This window comes from Rudaea sp., assembly GCF_036383415.1.
GTDB lineage: Bacteria > Pseudomonadota > Gammaproteobacteria > Xanthomonadales > Rhodanobacteraceae > Rudaea.
In genome coordinates this window covers 1-18,382 of record NZ_DASVOK010000415.1, presented here as the reverse complement: position 1 = coordinate 18,382, position 18,382 = coordinate 1, and the positions used below count along the sequence as shown (strand labels likewise).

The window sequence follows — 18,382 nt, the reverse complement described above, 5'->3', positions numbered from 1 at the left end:
TGCTTTCTTCTCCGATCCGGTGCGATTGCGTGACGCAAATCATAGCACGCGGGGGGCGCGTCTTCGTCCGAAACCGCCATCGGTCCGTGTACGAAAAAGCCGACGCGCCGATGCAGGCAGCCGGCGAGTTGGCTTATCATGTCCCTGCCGCGGACGGATGGCCGCGCAGTCCACGCGGGGTAGCATGAACGACCTGGCGATCGATTTCCTCGAAGACTGGAATGCAGAATTGCCCGCGGACGCACGCGTGCTCGCGGACCAGCTTTTCCCGCTGTTCTACGACGACCTGCGCCGCCTCGCCCACCGCGAACGCCATCGCGTCGGTGCCGGCGCCACGATGCAGACGACGGCACTGGTCAATGAGGCGTATCTGAAGTTGCGTCGCGGACAGGCGTGGGAGACCGACTCGCACTTTCTGCGCGCCGCGGCGCTGGCGATGCGTCACGCCCTGGTCAACCATGCCGAGACGCGGCAAGCCGCCAAGCGCGGTGGCGGCGTGGACGCATTGCCGTTGACGGCGGCACTCGACGTGGCGGCCGATTCGGATGCGTCGATCCTCGCGTTGAACGAGGCATTGGGCCGGCTGGCGAAGGAATCGCTGCGCCTCGCACAAGTCGTCGAGTGCCGCTATTTCGCCGGCTACAACGACGTCGAGACCGCCCACGCGCTCGGCATCTCCGAACGCAGCGTGCGCGGCGACTGGACGCTGGCGCGCGCGTGGCTGCATCGGGAGATGGCCGAAAAGAGCTGAAGCGTGGCGGCGCGCTATTTTTTTGCAAGCCCGTCGATTTCGGCGAGCACGGCGGCGGACTTCGCGATTTCCGTACTCTCCGGATCGTCGTAACGCCGGAACGCATCGAGCGCACGTTGCGCGTAATCATGGGCCGCAGTGAGATCACCCGTGCGCGCAAGCGCCTGCGCGCGGATGCGCCACAGATAGGGCTCCGTGCGCACGTTGCGCTTGCCGCTCACTTTGCCGAATGCGTTCAGCGCCTCCGCGCTCGCTTGCGCCGCAGCGTTCGCGTCGCCGCGCAGCAGGGTCAACTGAGCCAGGTCACCGTAGGTCAAGGCTGCCGCCTCGAGATTCCGGTCGTGATCCCGCGCGATGGTTTCGCGGAATTGCCGTTCCGCCTCTTCTAGTTCGCCATGAGCCAACAGGAAACGCCCCCAGCGTTCGCGTGCGCCCAGCAGCCCTGCATTGTCGAGTGCATTTATTTTGGTCGCCAGTTCGAGCTGATCGTCCACGGCTTGCTTGAGCATGCGGCGCGCGTCGTCGCTGCGGTTCGCTCGATCATAGACATCGCCGAGGGCTTGCCGCGCACGCGCGAGATCGATAGGTGTTCCGATGGATTTTCGCTCCACGGCCTCAAGCACAGGGGTGGCTTCGCGAACGCGTCCTTGGTCGGCCAGGCAGATGCCATGAACTCTCTGTGCTCTGGCGAGATAGAAAGCCTCGTCCGCACCGGGATTCGCGGGCAGAACCGACAGCATCCGCTCAAACAAATGATTCGCTCGTTCACGATCGCCATGGCGGCAGACTGCGTCGGCCCAGAATGCCAAGGTAGTCCAATACAAAGGATGGTGCTCGGCGTAAGTCTGCAGATACAGCTTTGCCGCACGCTCGAAACTTGCATCGGCCTCGGCAAAATCGCCCAGCTCGTTCGCTTCTACGGCAAGATTGAGTTCGATGATCGCATCTTGCACATCATTGCGCTCAGGCAACAACGCCAGAGCGGCCTTGGCGCGGCGATGGAACTCGCGGCCGCGAGCGCGATCGGCACGGTCGCTGCCGTAGATGTTGCCCAGATCGCCCAATGCCTCGACGTACTCTTCCTCTGCTCGCTGGGTGCTTTCGTACAAAGCGACCGCGCGTAACAGCATCGATTCACGCTCGGCCTGACCGGTCTTGTCCGACATGAGCGTTTCGGATTTGAGTACCCACCAGCGGGCCCGCATGGGCGAATGGTCCAATCCTGCTTTCTGGATCAGTGGATCGACTTGTTCGAGTACCCGCTTCAAGCCTTCAAGGTCGCTATGTTCGGCGGCGTATGCTGCGTCCCGCAAATAACCGTCTATGACGACGGGATGCAGTTCGCCGTAGTGTTGCCGCGCCAGTTCCATATACTTGGCGTGGAACGCCGTGTAGTGCTCCGGTTCGCGCAGTTCACTGAAGATTTGCGTGATGGTGCCTAGGAGCTCGATCTGCAATTCGGGTTGCGTGGTGAAATCGCGTTCGATGCGCGGCGCACTAGCATCAAGCAATTCGCGCGCTGTGATCCCGCCGCGTGGCTTGTCCGATGCCTGGCGCGGATCGCTGGCCTTGAACATGCTGAGCAGGAAGTTCTTCGCCGCTTCGGCGCGAGAAGCTTGCGCTTCAGCAAGACGTGCTTGCGTCTGCGCACGATTTGCTTGCCACAGTGTTCCGCCCAGCCCCACAGCAAGCGCGAAAATCAACGCCGCCGCCGCCGCGACCGCCCAGCGATAGCGCCGCAGCACGCGCCCGAACACGTACATGCGCGCGCCTTCGCGCGCGAGTACGGGTTCGCGTGCGCGATGACGTTGCAAATCCAATTTCAATCCGTTGACGGTGTCATAACGATGCGCGCTCTCGCGGCGCAGGCACTTGGCAATGATCGTATCGAGGTCGCCGGCCAGTGCGCTCGCCGGCACCGGCGCATCGGCCTTGTCGCGAACCACGCGACTGGCAAACGGCGCCTCGCGATCGAGCAGGGCCAAAGCCTGCGTCGAAGGCAGACCGCTCTTGCGCAGTGGGCGTTCGCCGGTGAGCAATTCGAACAGCAGCACGCCGAGCGTGTACACGTCGGTTGCCGTGGTCACCGGCTCGCCGGTCAGTTGCTCGGGCGCGGCGTAGTCGAGCGTGAACGGCGCGACCGTCGCAGTCGCATCGGAGTTGTTCGCGGCGGCGGTATCGATCAGCTTGGCAATGCCGAAATCGAGCAGCTTGACCTTGCCCTCGGCGTCGACCAGCGTGTTGGCCGGTTTCAGGTCGCGATGGATGACGAGGTTGCGGTGCGCGTAGGCCACCGCGTCGCAGACCTGCGCGAACAGGTCGAGGCGCTCGTCGATCGTCGCCTTGCGCGCGTTGCAGTAGTCGAGCAGCGAGACGCCTTCGACGAATTCCATCACCGTGTAGGGGCGGCCGTCCGGCGCCACGCCACCGTCGAGCAGGCGCGCGATGCCGGGGTGATCGAGCCGCGCGAGAATCTGCCGCTCGGCATGGAAGCGTTGCAGTTCGCCGATCGCATCGAAGCGCAGCAGCTTGAGCGCGCCGCGCTGGGTGAACCCGGCGTCGGCACGCAGCGCGGCATAAACCTCGCCCATGCCACCGCGGCCGACCAGCCGTTCGATCCGCCAGACGCCGAGCAACGTGCCTGCGGCGAGCGACGATGCGATCGCCGCGGAGTCCATGTTTGCGGCCTCCGCGGCAAGCGGCGGCGTGTCGAGCATGCCCTCGCCGGTGTGTGCCTGCAGGAGCTCCTCGATCTCGCGACGCAACTCCGCGTCCCCACCGCAGGCACGCGCAAGCCACGCCGTGCGCTGCGCCTCCGGCAACGCCAGCGCTTGTGCGAACAACTGTTCCAGCCGCTGCCAACGTTCACCTTGCACGATTTTCCCCAGCCGTGTCCCCGGTCACGATGGTGCGCTTTTTCGCATGACTTGCAAGTGGCCGCCGCATTGCAAGGCGTTGCCGGATTCGGTGCCGTTTCCTGTAACCAGTAAGGCATCAAGGCCCATTTCGGAGAAGCGAACCATGAAGCCACTGAATTTCTTCTTCCTGGGCATGCTCAGCTTCGCGCTCTGCGCCAGCACGCATGCGGCAGAGCCTTACGGAAAGATCGGCGAGAAATACGCGGCGCTCGGCGGCCACGGCGGTGCGTTGGGCCTGCCGATCGGCGATGAGACCAATGCGCCGTTTGGCGGCCGTTTCCACGACTTCAAGATGGGTTCGATCGACTGGCATCCGCAGATCGGGCAAGCCTATGAGGTCTATGGCGCCATCGGCGGCAAGTTCCACGAACTCGGCAACGCGCAATTCGGTTATCCGATCACCGACGAAAGCACGACCCCTGACCGGCGCGGCCGCTACAACCATTTCCGCTCCGTGCAGTTGCCCGGCAAACCGGAGTCGTCGATCTACTGGACTCCGGAAACCGGGGCGCACGAGATCCACGGTCTGATTCGCGACGCGTGGGCGAAAAGCGGTTGGGAACGCGGCGAACTCGGCTATCCGACCAGCGACGAATTCCAGGACGGAGCATTCCGTCGCAGCAATTTCGAGCACGGCTACATCCAGTGGTCGCAAAACACCGGCACGCGCATCGTCAAGGCGGGCGTGGCTCACGATGCGCCTCGCGATATTCATCTGCGTTCCGCATTGAGCACGGACGGCTGGGCCCCGATCAGCGGCTGGGTGGACATCGTCATGAAGCCGAACGGCGACTATGTGTTCTCGGGGCACGTCCACAACGCCGGCGCCGTGAACATCCGCTACAGCCTCGCGGCAGCGGTGGTAACGCCGTCGGGACAGTCGTTCGGCTTCGGCATCAACGGTCATCGGGTCGACGGCACGGAAACGGTGTTCGGCCGCCACCGCGACCACAACTGGAATCAAGCGAATAACGATCCGCGCATCGCCGCGAACTGGAATTCGGTCGCCGAGGGAACGCTCAGCTGGCGCCTGGTCGCATCCGCGACGATCACCTCGGGCATCGAAAACTTCATCGACAGCACGGCGCGCGAAGCATTCCAGAAATTGAACCGGAGCGCGAACGCATCGCTCGGTGGCCAGATCGCGAAGTTCTACATGAATCTGCTTTCGACGCTCTGATTCGCAGTTCGTTCCCATCTTTCGTTCGAGGAGAAAAATCATGTACCGGAAAATCGTGTTTGCCGTGATCCTGGCGCTGACATTCGCTCTGAATGCGAGCGCCATAGGTCCAAGCAAAACAAGGGGCGGCGAAACAAGCGCCGCGAACGCGCAGGTCAATCCGCAGAGCGCGCGGCATCGGGGTGCCTCGGACACCGAAGAGACCAGCGACAACGAGACGAGCGATGCGGATGCGTCGGCCAAGCCGAACAACACGCGATATCGCGATGTCTCCAGCGCCGACGAAACCGGCGACGATCAGACCAGCGATGCGAACGCGCCGGTCAAGGCGAAGAGAGTGCGGCAGCGGGATGTCTCCAGCGCCGACGAAGCCAGCGACAACTCGACGAGCGATGCGGACGCGCCGGCGAAGCCCAGGAAGGCAAAGCATCGGAATCCCGCCGATGCCGCGGCAGATGGCGCGATCCTGGCACTGGCTGCCGCTCTGACTGCAAAAGCCGAAAATACCAGCGCTAACGACAGCAGCGATGCGGACGCGCCGGCGAAGCCGAAGAAGAAACGGCGCCTGGATCTCGCCGATACCGCCGCGGGCACGTATTTTGGCGAGGTGATTTCCGATGCGCGCGGCTCATCGCAGTCGGGCGTCGAGATCACAGTTCGGCGCATTGCGCCAAACACCGTCAGTGTGACCAGCAGCTATCCGCGCCTGCCCGCGTTCACTACCCGGCTGACGCGTGCGATGCAAACGATCCAGCACACCGGCGGCGACGCATCGATCGTGTTCCTGCTCGACCTGTCGAAAAGTCCGCGCCATCTGGACGTGACTGTCGACGACGCGTCGTGGTCCGGAGACAAGCAGCAAAACATTCCCCAACCGGAAGACGAACAATGAACGCAAAGCTCAGACAATACATTGCATCGATTGCGGCCGCGGCAACGATGTTGCTGACTACGATCAGCCATGCACGGCACGAACTGACAGTGTTCGGCGGCGGAGGCGATGCAACGGCGCAGGCGCTCTGCCTGCCGGGACAGAGGCTGGTCGGTTTCGCGGGCCGCACGGGACTGTGGGTGGATCGAATCCAGCCGGTCTGCGCTAAGCAAGGCAAAAATCCGGTCGCGACGGGCATGTATTACGGCGGCGCGGGTGGCGGAGAAAGCACTGGCTTCTGCCCACGCAATTGGGACATGTCCAACGCAGCCGAACTGTATGTAACAAGAGGCAGGCAAGTCGCCTCGATCAATTTCGTGTGCCGCTCTCGGGCAACCGGTGAAACGATGGACGTGAAGTTCGGCAATCCGGCTTATCACGGAAAGTGCCCTGGCAGCTCCTTTTTCTCCGTTGGGAATTGCGATATCAACCTCGACTACGGGTCGTTTCAGCGCTGCCCGGCAGATGAAGTCCCGATAGGCTTCAACGTGCGCTACGGCAAACACGTCAACGCGATCGGCCTGATCTGCGGGCGGTTGTAGCGCACACGGACCCGTAACGCAACAGTTCAACCAATCTTGGAGTGCGTCATGCCTCTTCATGTCAGTCCGCAGACGTCGGTCGTCGGCCTTATGGTCATGTCATGCGCAGCGATCAGCACCCCAGCGTCCGCTCGCGATCGTCCTGGCACGCCAACGGAAACGGAGATATGGCGATGTGGGCCGAACGGAAGAATTGATGTTTGCGTGAGATGGAGGAATACGGCGGGAAAGGTCTTGACACTTGGTGGAATGCGCCCCGAATTGGTGGGCTTCGAGGTCGAGATGACTAAAAATGGCAACAGGTATGCGCCGCCTGTCTCGTGCATGACTCCGAGCGAGGCGCCCTGTTGGAACCCTTTTTTTTTCGAATATCGCACGACACCCAACCAGTTGGAGACCAGCCCAATCAACAAAGTCGGCTTCGTGATCCACGGAGCAGACCCAAATGCCAATTACTGTCTCAGAGTCAGGGCACGAAGGAAATCCGACCAGGTTGTGTCGGCGATTTGGTCGGGCACCTCCTGTGTCACGACGGGGTCACCGCCCGCGCTGCCTCCTCCGCCGTCATCACCTCCGCCGCCACCGGTTAAGCCCATCAAGCACACCGGCAAAAGCAACGCGTGTATCGTCTACGGCGATCGCATGGCCGCGACGATCGGTGAGGCGAACCGGCTCGGCTGTACCTTCAGCAAGCTCGCTCCCTGGAATAATCCCCGCAGCTATTGGTCGACGCGATGCGTGACCCATTCCGGCGATGGTGTTGCCGATGCCGAAGAGACCAGATTGAAGCAGAGATTGGAGGCCTGCAAGGCCGGCGACAAGAGCGGCGGCATGGAAGGTACCGCAGCCGTTGGCCAGCCTCCGATGCAGCAGACCGAGGGCTCCTGCCGCAGGGGAACCGCGACGGTGGCGATCAACCAGCCGGGCCTCGACAAGCTCAATGTCCGCGCTGCTCCGGGCGGCCAAGTGACCGGCACCGTGCCGGAAGGCGAAACGGTGTCGGTAACCGGTCCGTGCGGCGCGAGCGGTGGCGCGGCCGGCATCGTCGCAAAGAGGCAAAGCAGTGGTGATGACTGGTGCCAGCTCAGCGCGCCGGTGTCCGGTTGCGTCTCTGCTCAGTTTCTGAAGTTCGGCGGCGGCAATGTCGGCCAGCCCGGCGGCGCGGCCGGGTTTGCGAAGTCGAAGGAGCACCAAGCTTCGGCGCCCGTGACGGCGAGCTTTGACGGAAGCTGGAGCGCCGACGCCGACAACGTCGCCTACAGCATCTCGCTGAGTCAGGAAGGCACCAGAGTCTCAGGCCGCTACCAAGGCGCTGACGGAAGCGCCGGGCAGATCAACGGCCAAGTCAGCGGCAAGGTTCTGCGCTTCACCTGGATGCAGAAGGACGGCACCCGAGGCAGCGGCAAATTCGTTCTCTCCGCAGACGGCGAGTCATTCGACGGCACCTACAGCTCAGGCAATGGCCCCGACGCGATCGGGGGGAGTTGGAATGGGACGCGACAGTGATGCAGGGGCCATCACGAGCTCTTTTCGGAGAAGCAACCATGAAGCGATTGAATTCGTTCCTGCTGTGCACCCTCGGCTTCACGCTCTGCGCCAGCACGCATGCGGCGGAGCCCTACGGAAAGATCGGCGAGAAATATGCGGCTCTCGGCGGTCACGGCGGCGCGCTGGGTCTGCCGATCGGCGATGAAACCAATGCGCCGTTTGGCGGCCGTTTCCACGACTTCAAGATGGGTTCGATCTACTGGCATCCGCAGATCGGGCAAGCCTATGAGGTCTATGGCGCCATCGGCGGCAAGTTCCACGAACTCGGCAACGCGCAATTCGGTTATCCGATCACAGACGAAAGCACGACTCCCGACCGGCGTGGCCGCTATAACCACTTCCGCGCCGTGCAACTGCCCGGCAAACCCGAGTCGTCGATCTACTGGACGCCTGAGAGCGGGGCCCACGAAATCCACGGACTAATTCGCGATGCGTGGGCAAAGAGCGGCTGGGAACGCGGCGAACTCGGTTATCCGACCAGCGATGAATACCAGGACGGCGCATTCCGTCGCAGCAATTTCGAGCACGGCTACATCCAGTGGTCGCAAAACACCGGCACGCGCATCGTCAAGGCGGGCGCGGCGATCACCTCGCAGCAGGCACGGCCGAATACGTTCGGAACGCTGCTCGTCAACGGCATGGAGGTGTCGGTCAAGGGTCGCGTCGTCGCTGGCGATCCGCTGTTCCTCAGCGAGAACGCCGTCTGCGGCCAATGGAACACGCATCTGGGCGAGCTCAATGCTTGGGTGCAAGGCCAGGCGATTGCCCGCATCAACGCGCTCATCGCGGCCAAGCTGCATCGAACCGACGTCGGTATTCGCACGTCCGGCGCGCATGTCAATTTCAGCGCGGCGTGCAGTTTCCGCGCCGAAGTCGTGACGGCCTGCCAGAACAGCATCACGCTGCGTCTGTTGCTGCCGGGTAATTCGTTCCAGGCCTATCTGATGACTCCGGTCACCGCGAAAGACGGCGTGTTCGGCGATTCCGATCCGAAATTCATCGTGCGCGCCGACTTCGACGTGACGACGAGCGTGCGGATTCCGACGACGCCGGGCGGCACACTCGGGCTCGGGCAGTCCAATATCCGCATCCTCAACGCCAAACTTGAATCGCACAACGTGACGGCCGATTTCATCAAGGCAGCCGTCGAAATCGGTTCGCAATTCTTCACCGGCAAGGACATCCTCGATACGTTGTTGCAAGACCGCATGTTCAAGTTCGACTCCATCGCCACCTCGCTGGGCAAGCTCTCGCCCGCGCTGCATTCGATCCCGTCCAGCTACCGCATCGACTCCTGCCTGCGCAATCCGGACGTGTTCCGCCTCGACGGTACCGATATCGTGGACCATGGCCCTGTCGTCCACTGATCTTGGGAAGCAGCAAGCGGCCCTGATGACGCGAAGCGAAATGCCGGGCAACGGGGGGCGTGAAGCTACGCGCCGATCCGAGACCAGCCAACCCACAAGTTCCGAGGAGTCCCAATGAAACGGGCATCATCATTCGTCATCGCCGTGTTCGCTGTCATCGTGGTTTGTGCCGGATGCGGGCGGCTGAGCGAAGGTTCCGGACCGTCCGCACCGGGTGGGGGAGGCAAGACCGACGAATTCTGCCGGCTACGGGCCAACATGGCCGCCAACGCCTTGAAGACCCTGCATGAGGTCCAGGGCAGCCCCGGCAATGTTGATCAAAGCAAGGTCGTCAGCGACCTTCTCAAGGACGCGCCGGCGACACAAGCAGACCTGAAGGCAGCCGCCCCCGCCGAACCGCGCAAGTACCTCGATGCCCTGGAGAAAGCGTCTGCAAACGGCGACAGCGGTGCGGACGCGATGGTCGAGAACATCCACGCGCTGAACAAGTGGTCGGTCGAGAACTGCCCAGCGAAATATCTTCCGGTACTCAAGGAATATGCCGGCATGGGTCACTGACGATCCACCACGGCTTCCGGAATCGATGCAGTTTCGGCACGCACGAAGCGAGTATCCGGATCAAGCGAAGCGAAATCCGATGCATCGGGACCTGAAAGCTCTGATTCCAGCGCTTCGCACCTGCGTCCGGGCTCGCTGGCGACAATGCAACGATCGCCCGGGGCAGGTACGCCTTGCGTTGCACCCGCCTGCGGGCTCGTGTCTTCCGGGCATCGCCGAGATTTCATCCGCCCGCCTAGCAGCTGTTCATGAGCGTTGGCGCGAACATGATGAAAAGCCCTCGCCTCGCATTGCCGGATTCGGCACCGTTTGCTGTAACCAGTAAGGCATCAGGGTTCTATTCCGGAGAAGCAAACCATGAAGCGATTGAATTCGTTCCTGCTGTGCACCCTCGGCCCAAGGAAATCCCCATGAATTTGCAACGATCCCTGTTGGCGGCCATAGCCATCGCACTGGCCGGTTCGAGCTTTGCGGCGAAAAATCCCACTTCTGCGGAGCAGGTGCAGCGCGGTCGCTATCTGGTCCGCACCAGCGGCTGCAACGATTGCCACACGCCCGGCTACGTTCAAAGCGGCGGCCAGGCCGAGGAGAAGGTGTGGCTGACAGGCGATGCGCTCGGCTGGAAAGGGCCGTGGGGCACGACCTACCCGACCAATCTGCGCCTGCTCCTGAACGGCATGAGCGAGCAGCAGTGGCTCACGCATGCGCGCACGATGCAGCCGCGTCCGCCGATGCCCTGGTTCAACGTGCGCGCGATGAACGACGACGACCTGAAAGCCATCTACGCGTTCGTGAAGACGTTGGGCCCGGCCGGCTCGCCGGCGCCGGACTACGTTCCGCCGGGCAAGGACGTTGCCGGACCCGTCGTGCTGTTTCCCTAGGGATGGTCTGAACAAAGTGCATTCGGCACGGCGATGTGAGAACGAAGCGTCGTCATGATCGCGGTTTCGGGTAAGTGCAGTGCATCGGGGCGCGGGTCTTCCAGGCTTCGCCGGCTCATCCGTCCGACCCGCGGATGTCCATGCGCGTCGGCATGAACTCGATGAAAAACCCTCTCCTCGCGTTGCCGGATTCGGCGCCGTTTTCTGTAACTGTCAGGAACTGGGCCAATCGAGGAGGGGCAAGACATGCGAACCACGACGAAAGCGCGTGTGGCGGCAATCCTCCTGCGCGCACGCGCACCGATCGCGCTGTCGTTGAGCCTGGTCTGCGCGCCGACGTTCGCCACGCTCACGGTCGGTGCGGGCTCGTCGCTGCAACTCGGCGACGGCAAGCTCGACCTGGGTTGTTCGGATTTTGCGATTGCGGGTTCCGCCGCGGGCGGCAGCGGCAGCGTCGCCGGGATCGCAAACCTGGCCATCGCCGGCGGCAGCCTCAGCCCTGGTGTCGGCCGGATTGCGCTCGGCGGCAATTTTTCCAACACCGGAACCTTCATTCCCGGCAGCAGCGCGATCAACATCGTCGATGCCTGCGGCAACGGCACGAGCCGCATCACGGGCGCCAATGCGTTCTACGATTTCATCGTTAATTCGGCGAGCGGAAAGCAACTCGTCTTTCCCGCCGGCGTCGTGCAGAACATCGCCCACGCCTTTGTGCTGCAAGGTACGACGGGCAATCTGTTGCAGGTGCTCAGCTCGACGCCGGGCACGAAGGCACGCCTCATCCTAGCAGCCGGCGCCACGCAGACCATTTCCTACGTCAACGCGCGGGACAACGACGCGAGCGGCGGCGCGACCATCGCGCCCGGCACGGCCGCCAACTATCACTCGGTCGATGGCGGTGGACTCCTCAACTGGTTCGCCACGGTGATCGGCCCGAGCGGCGGCGCTGCCGTACCCGCGCCTGCGCTTGGCCGCCGGGCGATGCTGTTGCTCGCCGCGCTGCTCGCCGCGTTCGCGTGGCGCCAGTCACGCCATTCCTGAACTCGTCGTTCCTGCGAAGGCGGGAATCCGTTGATTCTGCCTTTTCTCCGTCAGCGAGCGAAAGGCGCTGGATTCCCGCCTTCGCAGGAATGATGGAAAAACAACCACGTTGCGTCCTGCAAACAAAACCAGAAACCGTCCTGAGGAAATCGCCATGTCGCCCAATACCGTTTCGCTGCGTTCCGCGATCTGCGCTGCGCTGCTCACCGCGACTCTCTCCACGTACGCCGCCGACGTGACCGTGCAGCCCGCTGCCGGCAACGGCTTCGTCGTCAAGGATGCGGCCGGCGCGAACGAAAGACTGCGCGTGCAGGAATCCGGCGCGATCACGCTGCCTGGCGTGCCTGGTGCCACCGCGCAATCCACCGGCGTGTGCATGAGCGGTGCGGGATTGCTCGGCCCATGTTCGGGTGGTGGCGGCAGCGGACCGGCCTACACCGCCGCCACGGGGCTGACTCTGACCGGTACCACCTTCGCCGTCGCGCCGACCTTCCAGTTGCCGCAAACCTGCACGGCGAACCAGATCGCGCAGTGGAGCGGCACCGCATGGGTCTGCATCAGCGCGAGCGGCGCAACGCTGCCTGCCGGCACTGTCAACCAGACCCTGCGTTACGACGCGAGCAATACGCTCGTCGCCAACAACAATTTGCAGGCGTTCGCCGATGGCGGATTGCTGGCTGCGGGCACCTTCGGCAAGGGCACCATCCCCGCCAGCGGACGCGGCGCGCGCATGATGTGGTACCCGGCCATGGCGGCGTTTCGCGTCGGTTTTGCCGGGGATACGCAATGGGACAACACCAATGTCGGCCTTTACTCCGTCGCGATGGGCGGCAGCACGATCGCCAGCGGCGACAGCTCGACCGCCATGGGTTTCGGAACGATCGCCAGTGGCGCCAACTCGACCGCGATGGGCGTCAGCACGTTAGCGGGTTGCGACACGAGCAAGGTATCAGGTTGCGACATCAATGCGGCCGGGCAAACGGCGATGGGGCAAAGCACGATTGCGAGCGGCGACAGCTCGACCGCAATGGGCTATGGCACGAAGGCCGTCGGCAACGCCTCAACCTCGATCGGCGACCACACGGAAGCCCGCGGCAACGGTTCGATAGCCATGGGTGTCGGCGCCGTTGCAGCAGATGACTACGCGTTCATCTGGAGTAGCGATACATCCCACTCGCTGGGCAGCGTCGGCGCGGGTACGTTCTCGGTTCACGCGCGCGGCGGCATCTATTTCTACTCTGGCGCTTACGGCTCCGGCGGCTGCGCGATGACCAATCCCGGTTCGGCAGGCTGGGCCTGTTCCAGCGACCGCAACCTGAAAACCGGCATCGTGCCCGTGGATGCGCGCGCGGTGCTCGACAAGGTCGTCGCCATGCCGGTCGTGACCTGGGCGTTCAAGACCGCGCCGCAATACCAGCACATCGGCCCGATGGCGCAGGATTTCAAAGCCGCGTTCGATCTCGGCGATGCCGACGACAAACACATCGGCTCGACCGATGCGCAAGGCGTGGCGTTCGCCGCGATCCAGGGACTCAACGCACTGGTGAAGGAACAGGCCGTGGAGATCGCGTCGCTGCGGACGAAATTGGCAGAACAGGACGCGCGCATCGCGTCAGTCGAATCCGCCAACCGCGACCTCGTCGAAATCAAGCGCCAACTGGCCGCTCTGCGTGACGCCGGCACCGCGCCACGCAGCCTCGATGTCGCCCTGCGCCAATGACTGCCCCGGAGAAAACAGCCATGTCGCTCCAACTCTTTTCGCCGTGCTCCGCGATTTGCGCCGCGCTGTTCGCCATGACACTCACCGCACACGCCGCCGATGTCGCCGTGCAGCCCGCCGCCGGCAGCGGCTTCGTCGTCAAGGACGCAGGCGGCGCGAACGAGCGCCGTCGCGACGACGCCGTAGCAAAAAGCGTCGGGCTTACGGAGCCACGGGCAACTCGATGTAGCTCGCGTTCGCGCCGCCGCGATAGACACGCTGCGTCGCCTTGACGTAGTCGCCCGGCTTGGCAAAGAACATGTTCGGCACGAAGGTCTGCGGATTGCGGTCGTAGAGCGGGAACCAACTCGACTGCACCTGCACCATGATGCGATGCCCCGGTTCGAACACGTGGTTCGCGGTTGGCAGGCCGAATTTGTATACCAGCGGCTGGTTCGCCGCGATCGCTTCGGGCTTGTCGAAACTCGTGCGGTAGCGGCCGCGGAAAATATCCATCGACACACCGAGTTCGTAGCCGCCCATTTCGGGACGCGACGGCACGCTGTCGGGGTATACGTCGATCAGTTTCACCACCCAGTCGCTGTCCGTACCGCTGGTCGAGGCGACGAGGTTGACCTGCGGCGCGCCGCCGATATGCAGCGGCTGCTTGAGCGGCTCGCTCACCCAGGTCAGCACGTCGGGGCGGCCGTCGACGAAACGCTGATCGACGACGAGCCAGCGCGTCCACGCATCGTGGTCGGCGAAATGCACGGGACGCGGCTGGTACGGCACGGGCTTGGCCGGGTCGGAGACGTATTCGTCGAAGGCGTTCGCATCCGCCACTGGCGCATCGAACGACAAGCCCTGCTTCGCCGCAAGATAGAGCGGCTTCGGTTTCGCCGCGCAACCGTCGGCGCAGCTCAGCGGCCATGAGGCGTAGCGATCCCAATGATTCTCGCCGGTGTTGTAAATGTATACCGGCGGCGTATCGACTTTGGGCGCGCCGTCGACTAGGTACTGGTCGAAGAACGGCTTGAGCACGTCGCGACGAAATTGCAATGAGGTGTCGCCGTCCCACTGCAGCGGCCCGAGCGAAGTGCCATCATAGTTGACTTGGCTGTGCCGCCACGGGCCCATGACGAGGAAATTCCTGTCGTTGTGCTCGTCCTTCGCTTCCAGCGCCGGATAGCTGTGGATCGCGCCCCACATGTCTTCCTGGTCCCACAGGCCCTGCAGCCACATCGTCGGAACTTTGAGCGGCGTGGTCGCCATCGTCTTGTCGAGTGCCTGTTCGCTCCAGAATTTGTCGTAGGCCGGGTGCTCGGTGATCTTGCGCCAGAAGCCGAGCTGGTCGAGCCCCGCCGCGCGCGCGAAATCGCCCGCCGAGCCCACGCGCAGGAAGTTGTCGTAGTCGTCAAAACCTTCGCGGACGATCTTCTTGCCGTCACCTCGCGCGGTCGTCTGCCCCGAGATGTAATCGAAATTGGTTTGCCGGAATGCGCCGTAGTGGAACCAGTCGTCACCCATCCAGCCATCGACCATCGGGCTCTCGGGCGCGGCGACCTTGAGTGCCGGATGCGGATTCACGAGCGCCATGACGACCGTGAATCCCTCGTACGACGAGCCGAGCATGCCGACCTTGCCGTTCGATTCCTTCACGTTCTTCACGAGCCAATCGATCGTGTCGTAAGCGTCGGTGGAATGATCGACCTTGGAATTGTTGAGCGGCCCGATCAGCGGCCGCGTCATCACGTAGTCGCCCTCGGAACCGTGCTTGCCGCGCACGTCCTGGAACACGCGGATGTAGCCGGCCTTGACGAACACCTCATCGCCCTGCGGCAGCGAACCGAGCATGCTGCCGCTGACTTCGCGCTCGGCGCGCTTGGCCGCGTTGTACGGCGTGCGCGTCAGGATCATCGGCGCATTCTTCGCACCCTTCGGAATCATGATGACCGTGTACAGCTTGGTCCCGTCGCGCATCGGAATCATCGCCACGCGCTTGACGTAGTCGTAGCTCTGCGTCGGCATCGTGAAGCTCTTCGGAATGTCGGGCGACAGCGGTGGCGTGTCGGCCTGCGTCGAAACGCTGCCGAGCAGGAACGGAAGCGCGACCAGACAGGCGGAACGGATCGGATTCATCGCAGGACCTCGGTGCCAAGGGTGACGGGCGATACTAGACGTGAACGCGCCGCGCGCATAGCGCCAAAAGTCAGGCTGGCGAATGCGCCAAAGTTACGATTCGGCCTGCCGGTGGCGCACGATCTCGGCGGCGATCTGCGCGGCCAGGCGCGCGTTGTCGAGCACGAGCGCGATGTTCGCCGCGAGCGACCGGCCCTGGGTCAGCTCGAACAGGCGCTGCAGCAGGAACGGCGTCACCGCCTTGGCAGCGATGCCTTGGCGCGCGGCATCGGCCAGCGCCGCCTCGATCGCGGGCACGATCACCTCGCGCGGAATTTCGGCCTCGCGCGGAATCGGATTGGCAACGAGTTGCCCGCCGGGCAGGCGCAGGCGCGCACGCATCAGATGCGCGGCCGCGATCTCGCTCGCCGTGTCCAATCGCAGCGGCGCCTCGAGCCCCGACGAGCGCGACCAGAACGCCGGGAATTCCGACTGCCCGACCGCAATCACGGGCACGCCGAGCGTCTCCAGCATCTCGAGCGTCTTCGGCAGGTCGAGAATGGCCTTGGCGCCGGCGCTGACCACGGTGACGCGCGTCTGCGCCAGTTCCTGCAGGTCGGCGGAGACGTCAAACGACGACTCCGCGCCACGGTGCACACCACCAATGCCGCCCGTGGCGAACACATCGATGCCGGCGAGCGCGGCCGCGATCATCGTCGCCGCGACCGTGGTCGCGCCGGTACGGCCGCTGGCCAGGCAAACCGCGAGATCGGCGCGCGACAGCTTCATCACCTCGCGCGCGCGGCCCAGGGTTTCGAGTTCGTCGTCGGACAGGCCGATGCGGATGCGCCCGGCCATCACCGCGATCGTCGCGGGTACCGCGCCGGCGGCGCGTACCTGTGCCTCGACCCGGCGCGCGGTCTCGACGTTCTGCGGATACGGCATGCCGTGCGTGATGATGGTCGACTCGAGCGCGACCAGCGGCCGCGCGTCGGCGCGCGCACGCCTTACTTCGTCGGAGAAGGCGAGAGGCGCGGTCATGTTGCGAACTCGACAGGCATGATCAACGATATCCCGCCGCCTGCAGCTCGAACAACTCGGCATAGTGTCCCTGCCGCGCGAGCAATTCCTCGTGCGTCCCTGCCTCGATGATGCGCCCGTGTTCGAGCACGACGATGCGGTCGGCCATGCGCACGGTCGAGAAGCGGTGCGAGATGATGACCGCGCTCTTGCGTTCGGCCAGGTCCTTGAAGCGCTGGAACACCGCGAACTCCGAGCGCGCGTCGAGCGCCGCGGTCGGCTCGTCGAGGATCAGCAGCTGCGCATCGCGCATGTAGGCGCGCGCGATCGCGATCTTCTGCCATTCGCCGCCGGACAATTCCACGCCGTCGCGGAACAGCTTGCCAAGCATCTGCGCGTAGCCCTTGGGCAGTTTCGCGATCACGTCGTCGGCGAGGCCGCTTTGCGCGGCGGCGGCGATGCGTCCGGCGTCGTCACGGCCTTCGATGCGGCCGACGGCGATGTTGTCGGACGCGGTGAAGTAGTAGCGCACGAAGTCCTGGAAGATCACGCCGATGTTCGCGCGCAGGTCTTCGAGCGCGTACTCGCGAAGGTCGCGGCCGTCGAGTAGGATGCGGCCTTCGTCGGGCTCGTACAGGCGCGCGAGCAGTTTCACGATCGTCGTCTTGCCCGCGCCGTTCTCGCCGACAAGCGCGACGACTTCGCCCGCGCGCAGGGTGAAATCGAGATTGCGCACGGCCCAGCGCTCCGCGCCCGGATAGCGGAAACCGACGTTGTCGAAGACGAAACCTTCGCGGATCGGATGCGGAAACGGCAGCGCATTTTCGGGCGAGATGATCTCGGGCTCGATCTCGAAGAACGAAAACAGGTCGTCGAGATACAGCGCCTGTCCGGCGACGTTGGAAAATCCATAGAGCAGGCCTTCGAGCAGGCCGCGCAGGCGGCGGAACGAGGCCGAGAGGAACGTCAGGTCGCCGATCGTGAACGTGCCGTTGACGGTGCGCCAGGCGATCAGCGCATAGGCCGAGTAATAGCCGATCGTGCCGACCGTCGTGAACACCCCACCCCAGCCCGCGCGACGCAGCGCGATGCGCCGGTTCGCGCGGTAGATCGCCTGCGACAAGGTCTTGTAGCGTTCGACGAGAAACGCGGACAGGCCGAAGCTCTTGACCTCCTTGGCCATCGACGCGCTCGCGCCGACCATGCGCAGGTAGTCGAGTTCGCGCCGCTCCGGCGTCCACTGGTAATTGACCGCGTAGCTTTCGGCGTTGAAATGCAGCTCGCTGACGAAGACCGGCACGAGCGCGACGAACAGCAGCGCGATCAACCACGGCGTGTACACGAGCAGGCCGATCGCGAAGCTGACGATCGTGACCACGTCCTGTGCCTGGCCGAGCAGTTGCGACATCAGCGCGTTGCGCATCGCGACCTGGCGGCGCGCGCGATCGAGGCGATCCTGCAGGTCCGCATCCTCGAAATCCTCGAGGTCGAGCGAAGCCGCATGTTCCATCAGGCGCACGCTGGTCGCGTTCGTGTACAGCTCGCCGAGCAGCGAGTCGACCAGCGAAACGATGCGGCCAAGGATGTCGGCGGTGACCGCGAGGGCGAATTCGATCCCGAGCAGCCACCACAGGCGATGCAGCTCGCCGTTCGCGAAACGTGTGGCCAGATCTGCCTGCCCGCTCGCCTGCACGAAGCGGGCGACCTCATCGACGATCAGCTTGCCGACATACAGCGTGACGACCGGCAGCAGCGCGCGCAGCAGGCGCAGCGCGATCGTGGCGATGCTGAGCCGCCGGCTCGTCCGCCAGATGCTGCGCAGGTACGG

14 protein-coding genes are annotated in these 18,382 nt (G+C 63.9%); 10 read left to right on the top strand and 4 right to left on the bottom strand.

The window, feature by feature from the left end; all coding sequences use genetic code 11:
- Window positions 1-184: 184 nt before the first annotated feature.
- Entirely contained in the window at window positions 185-751 is a 567-nt protein-coding gene (locus VF497_RS15185; protein ID WP_330890215.1) for an ECF-type sigma factor, read from the top strand.
- Window positions 752-765: 14 nt separating this feature from the next.
- Here VF497_RS15185 and VF497_RS15180 read toward each other — a convergent pair whose 3' ends face one another.
- Window positions 766-3,342 (bottom strand): serine/threonine-protein kinase, encoded by a 2,577-nt coding sequence (locus tag VF497_RS15180; RefSeq protein ID WP_330890217.1) that lies wholly within the window; start codon window positions 3,340-3,342, stop codon window positions 766-768.
- 430 nt (window positions 3,343-3,772) lie between these two features.
- Here VF497_RS15180 and VF497_RS15175 point away from each other — a divergent pair, with 430 nt between their 5' ends.
- From VF497_RS15175 to VF497_RS15135, 9 genes are all read left to right on the top strand, one after another.
- Complete coding sequence (locus VF497_RS15175) at window positions 3,773-4,849, top strand: hypothetical protein (protein ID WP_330890213.1); 1,077 nt, start codon at window positions 3,773-3,775, stop codon at window positions 4,847-4,849.
- Between the two features lie 40 nt (window positions 4,850-4,889).
- Window positions 4,890-5,741, top strand: a complete 852-nt coding sequence (locus tag VF497_RS15170) for a hypothetical protein (RefSeq protein ID WP_330890210.1) — start codon at window positions 4,890-4,892, stop codon at window positions 5,739-5,741.
- Window positions 5,738-6,322 (top strand): hypothetical protein, encoded by a 585-nt coding sequence (locus tag VF497_RS15165; RefSeq protein ID WP_330890208.1) that lies wholly within the window; start codon window positions 5,738-5,740, stop codon window positions 6,320-6,322. Before VF497_RS15170 ends, VF497_RS15165 begins: the two co-directional genes overlap by 4 nt.
- A 642-nt stretch (window positions 6,323-6,964) precedes the next feature.
- On the top strand, window positions 6,965-7,828 hold the full coding sequence (locus tag VF497_RS15160; protein ID WP_330890206.1) for an SH3 domain-containing protein: 864 nt from the start codon (window positions 6,965-6,967) through the stop codon (window positions 7,826-7,828).
- Between the two features lie 38 nt (window positions 7,829-7,866).
- Entirely contained in the window at window positions 7,867-9,237 is a 1,371-nt protein-coding gene (locus VF497_RS15155; protein ID WP_330890204.1) for a hypothetical protein, read from the top strand.
- Between the two features lie 114 nt (window positions 9,238-9,351).
- A complete protein-coding gene (locus VF497_RS15150; protein WP_330890202.1) occupies window positions 9,352-9,795 on the top strand; it encodes a hypothetical protein in 444 nt (147 codons plus the stop codon).
- A gap of 410 nt (window positions 9,796-10,205) precedes the next feature.
- Window positions 10,206-10,676 carry a c-type cytochrome gene (locus VF497_RS15145; protein WP_330890200.1) on the top strand — a complete coding sequence of 157 codons (471 nt, stop codon included), beginning with the start codon at window positions 10,206-10,208 and terminating at the stop codon, window positions 10,674-10,676.
- Window positions 10,677-10,922: 246 nt separating this feature from the next.
- Window positions 10,923-11,717, top strand: a complete 795-nt coding sequence (locus VF497_RS15140) for a hypothetical protein (protein WP_330890198.1) — start codon at window positions 10,923-10,925, stop codon at window positions 11,715-11,717.
- 154 nt (window positions 11,718-11,871) lie between these two features.
- Window positions 11,872-13,437, top strand: coding sequence for a tail fiber domain-containing protein (locus VF497_RS15135; RefSeq protein ID WP_330890196.1), 1,566 nt, complete (start codon window positions 11,872-11,874; stop codon window positions 13,435-13,437).
- Window positions 13,438-13,638: 201 nt separating this feature from the next.
- On the opposite strand, the gene VF497_RS15130 is transcribed toward VF497_RS15135, so the two are convergent.
- The 3 genes from VF497_RS15130 to VF497_RS15120 form a co-directional block, all read right to left on the bottom strand.
- Window positions 13,639-15,555: a CocE/NonD family hydrolase gene (locus VF497_RS15130; RefSeq protein WP_330890194.1), complete on the bottom strand. Its 1,917-nt coding sequence runs from the start codon at window positions 15,553-15,555 to the stop codon at window positions 13,639-13,641.
- 93 nt (window positions 15,556-15,648) lie between these two features.
- Entirely contained in the window at window positions 15,649-16,575 is a 927-nt protein-coding gene (locus tag VF497_RS15125) for a pseudouridine-5'-phosphate glycosidase (protein WP_330890192.1), read from the bottom strand.
- Between the two features lie 22 nt (window positions 16,576-16,597).
- The coding region (locus VF497_RS15120; protein ID WP_330890190.1) for an ABC transporter ATP-binding protein at window positions 16,598-18,382 on the bottom strand (1,785 nt) is incomplete at its 5' end.